This window comes from Chryseobacterium sp., from assembly GCF_022712095.1.
GTDB lineage: Bacteria > Bacteroidota > Bacteroidia > Flavobacteriales > Weeksellaceae > Chryseobacterium.
The window spans coordinates 1-4319 of sequence record NZ_JALAHD010000075.1; the positions used below are offsets into that span (position 1 = coordinate 1).

Genomic DNA, 4319 nt, shown 5'->3' on the forward strand with positions numbered 1-4319 from the left:
CTGTTTTTACTTTATTAATATCTATTTTTGTAATTCTGTTATTTTTATGCACACCTCTCATTGCAACAGCTTTATCTAAGATTCCAGGATAAAGATCCAGATAGTAGGACAATCTGATCAAGAATTCACTATCTTCATGCATTCTTAGATGGTATTTAAATAAAGTTTTCATTTTCTTTAAAAGGGAAACTCTTCGAATTGTCAGGGTATCAATGCTGAATAAGCCAAAACTCCCTAACATGAATAATTGTCCGGGAAAGACATCCTTTGGGCTATGTCTTTTATAAATAGTAGTAAGATTATTTTTAAACAGTTCATAATATTGATCTTTAGCTTCGTCGGTATAGTAGTGTACACCCAAGGCTCCGTAAACACCTTCAACTTCTGAGTTTTTAAATAGTTCTTTTTCTGCATCAAAACGATTTGAACAATAATAATCATCAGCATCAAGAAATGAAATGAAATCTCCTGTAGCTTTTTCAATGCCCAGATTACGGCTTGCTGATGCACCATGATTTCCCTTGTCAGGGTGTTGAAAAAGTTTTACGCGATCATACTTTTCTGCTAATTCTTGGCAGACTTGAAGTGCATTGTCAGGAGATTTGTCTTCTATTAAAATAACTTCATGGACCTCCTTAAATTTGAGGGCAGATTCTACTGCCTTGGAAATATATTCTTCAGCATTATAAACTGGAATAATAGTAGAAATTTTCATAATTGTCTGTGATAGTTGAAACGATATTTAGTCTTAAGTATTTTTGGATTTTTGATGGACTCAAAAAGTATATTATAATATTTTGAAAATCCGGTTTTTAAAGAGAGATCAAATGATTTATAGCTCAGATAGATCCTCTTTTTATATTCGCTGGGAATATGGTTTGAAGATGCCCAGTCGTACAAAGATTTCCAATAGATATATTGCCTTTCGTTATACTGTGGCGAATATTGTACAATCTTGGTAATTCTATTGTCATCATGTACTCCACGCATAGCAACAGCTTTGTCTATGACTCCGGATTTCAGATAACAATGATAAGCTAGTTTAATAATAAAATCTGAATCCTGATGAACGCGGAGATTCTCATTAAATCTTAAATGATGGGAATCAATGGCAGACTTTCTTATAGTAAGCGCATTGAGGTGAAAAAAAGTGCCGAAAGTCTTAGGTGTTAAACCTAACAGCCCCCTGAACACTTCTTCCCCTTCTGCATGATATTGTACTGTGGTAAGGGTATTATCTTTAAATTTTGATTGATATTCCTGTTTGCCTTTTTCGGTTAGGTATTCAATACCTATAGCACTGAAAACACCTTCGATTTTGGAATTTTTAAAGATTTCTTTCTCGGATTCGAACCTGTTGGAAAGATAATAATCATCAGCGTCCAGAAAAGTGATGAAATTACCTGTTGCCTTTTCAATTCCTAAGTTTCTTGAAGCTCCCGCTCCATGGTTTTCTTTATCCGAATGTTGAAATAATTTGACCTTTGTATATTCTGTTGCTAATCTTTTACTTATTTCTAGGGATTTATCTGTAGATTTATCCTCAATTAAAATAACCTCCTTAACCTCTTCAAATTGAATGGCCGATTTTACAGATTTCTCTAAGAACCGTTCTGCATTGTATACAGGGATTATAACAGAAATTTCAAGCATTACAGAATATTTTGATTGTTATGGGCCCAAAGGGCAAGTTGTAGTAAATTCCAGTGTCTGTGATCTTTGTTCAAGAACTTTTGGGTAGTTTTAAAATCAATATAATTGAAGACCTTTTGGTCAGGATTTTTCAATAGATCATTAGAAAGATTAATCAGATTATCTTCCTCAAACCAACTTTCTACACTCATCCCGAATCCCTGTTTATGCCGGTTTCTTATTGTTTCCGTCCAATAAGAACCCATCGCTTCACGAAGGATGATTTTATCATTGTCGTTGGTTAATTTTAATTGCTCAGGAAGCTGAATACAAAATTCGGCAAAATCAAGATCCAGAAATGGAGTTCTTACTTCTAATGAATTAGCCATAGCCATTCTGTCTGACTTTACCATCATATTTCCCGGAACATAGCCTTCCAAATCAACTCTCATGATATCATTTAAAGAATGGGGATTAGGATTGAAACTGTAAGGTTGCAAATAATTGGAGAAAACTCCTAAAGCTTTTTGTTCCTCTTTATTGAAAGAATTTCTCACAAAATTCTGATGGAAATCCAGAATAGAATTATGTTCTAAGTTTTTCTGAGTAACAAAGGAAGTTTGTTTTAAATTCTGATAGAGTCTCAAACCAAATTTAGCAATGATATTTTTATAACTGAAGTGGTTTCTTAATATATTCTCAACCCTGTAAAAATCATACCCTCCAAATAATTCGTCACCTACATCACCTGAAAGAACGACGGTAAGATTTTTCTTGGCATTTCTGCAAATTTCAAAATGCGGAATAAAAGAAATATCTGCAAACGGCTCATCAAAGAAAGGTGAGATCTTTAGCAGGGAATCTGCCAGATCCTGTTTTTTCTCATGAACTTCAATATGGTTGGTTTGATATTTTTCTGCAATTTCTTTGGCATATTTCAGTTCGCTGGATTCGTGATCATATCCAAAGCTTATCGTTGTCTGTCGTGGTAAGAATTCTGCAACTAATGCGACAATAGAAGAGGAATCCAGGCCACCACTCAGGAAGCTCCCTACCTCTACATCAGCGATAAGTTGTTTTTTAACAGCATTTTTCAATAAATAGATAAATTCTTCTTTAGCATCAGAGAGGCTTATATTTCTGTCCTTGGCCGGTATGCTGTAGTACCTTGACACAGATACTTTCCCATCTTTCCATATCAGCTGGTGGGCAGGAGGCAGCGTGTAAATATTGCTGTAAATACTTTGATAAGAGCTCACATATCCATATTGTAAATAGTGAGCAAGGGCATCATTATTGACCTTTGGCTGAATTAATCCTGATGCAAGGATCGCTTTAATTTCAGAAGCAAAAATAAATTCATTATTGGGACCGACGGCATAGAAGAAAGGTTTTTCACCAAAACGGTCTCTAGCACAAAATAGCTGTTGTTTTTCTTCATCCCAAAGGGCAAAAGCAAACATTCCCGGAAGGTCATGAATAAGCTGCTCCTGCTTTCTTTGATACATGGCAAGAATAACCTCGGTATCTGAACTTCCGTGATAAGAATATTCTGAATATTCAGTTTTCAGAGTTTGATATCCGTAGATTTCACCATTTAAGACTATACATTCTTTTTTTGTGTTAGAAAACATAGGCTGTTTCCCATTTTCTGACAAGTCTATAATGGAAAGTCTGCGGTGTCCTAAAGCTGCATTTTCATAGAACTCAAGCTGTGCTGAATCAGGACCCCGATGCGCTATGGCATCAGTCATTTTCTGTATATTATCTTGGTAGTTTTTAGCATTATTTGCTATTATTCCAGCTATTCCACACATAATGATAATCTTTAAAGGGTAATTTTGTGCTTTGGTTTTCTAATGTTTAAATTTTTTTTTGATCATATTTTTTACAAGCATAGGTACTCTCTGCATATTATGCTGTAAAGATTTGAACTTATTGATTTTTAAATGATTTTCAGGGCTTATTCCGAAATCAGATAAATTAAGATCAAAAATACATTTGTTATTAAATGTAGAATTCATCAGGTTATGTTTGTGAATGATCTGGATGAACATCTCCTGGTTATCATAATGATTGACGTGTTGGTAATATCTGTAGTTATTATGATTTTCTTTGATTACGGTTCCAAAATCATCAATACTTTCCACTAAACTAACAAAAGGATTGGCTAGGGCATAATATTCCGTAACTATTGCTTCTGTCTCAGATATTTTTGTCAGTTGTAATCCTTTTCGAGGCTCAATGACCATATCGTGTACAGGCTTGAAATGATCATGTACCGCTTTTACAAAGTCTTTGTACAAAATATCATCATTGTCCAGATCACTACTGATAATATATTTTGTACTTTCATTGAAATAAGTGGGAATAATCTCCAGCAGTTGAGAATTCATTTCATCAAAATCCCTTACAAATACTGGAGTAAAAGGAGAAAACTCTGAAGAAATCTTATTAATGATCTTTTTATAATGATCTGAAGTATGTATGTCAAAAAAAACAAGCCAGATAAAATTTTTATTGGTTTGGTTTTTAAAAGAAGGCAGGGTATAAGTTTGAAATAATTTAAATCGATCTGCCAGCCATTCATCCGTCAGAGGTTTACTTCCTTCCCTTGTAATATCCCATCCTTGGGTAGGGACATTAAATCGGGTGGTAATTATATGTATAAATTCACTCATTTCAAC

4 protein-coding genes are annotated in these 4319 nt (G+C 34.2%); all 4 read right to left on the minus strand.

Going from position 1 to position 4319, the window contains the following annotated elements:
- A partial coding sequence (locus Q0A18_RS03550) for a glycosyltransferase family 2 protein (RefSeq protein ID WP_292008797.1) occupies nt 1-715 on the minus strand: 715 nt, incomplete at its 3' end.
- Nucleotides 712-1653 (minus strand): glycosyltransferase family 2 protein, encoded by a 942-nt coding sequence (locus Q0A18_RS03555; RefSeq protein WP_292008798.1) that lies wholly within the window; start codon nt 1651-1653, stop codon nt 712-714. The genes Q0A18_RS03555 and Q0A18_RS03550, both read right to left, overlap by 4 nt.
- On the minus strand, nt 1653-3449 hold the full coding sequence (gene asnB / locus Q0A18_RS03560; protein ID WP_292008799.1) for an asparagine synthase (glutamine-hydrolyzing): 1797 nt from the start codon (nt 3447-3449) through the stop codon (nt 1653-1655). Before asnB ends, Q0A18_RS03555 begins: the two co-directional genes overlap by 1 nt.
- Nucleotides 3450-3488: 39 nt before the next feature.
- Nucleotides 3489-4319, minus strand: an 831-nt coding sequence (locus Q0A18_RS03565; protein ID WP_292008800.1) for a glycosyltransferase, incomplete at its 5' end; no start/stop codon positions are given.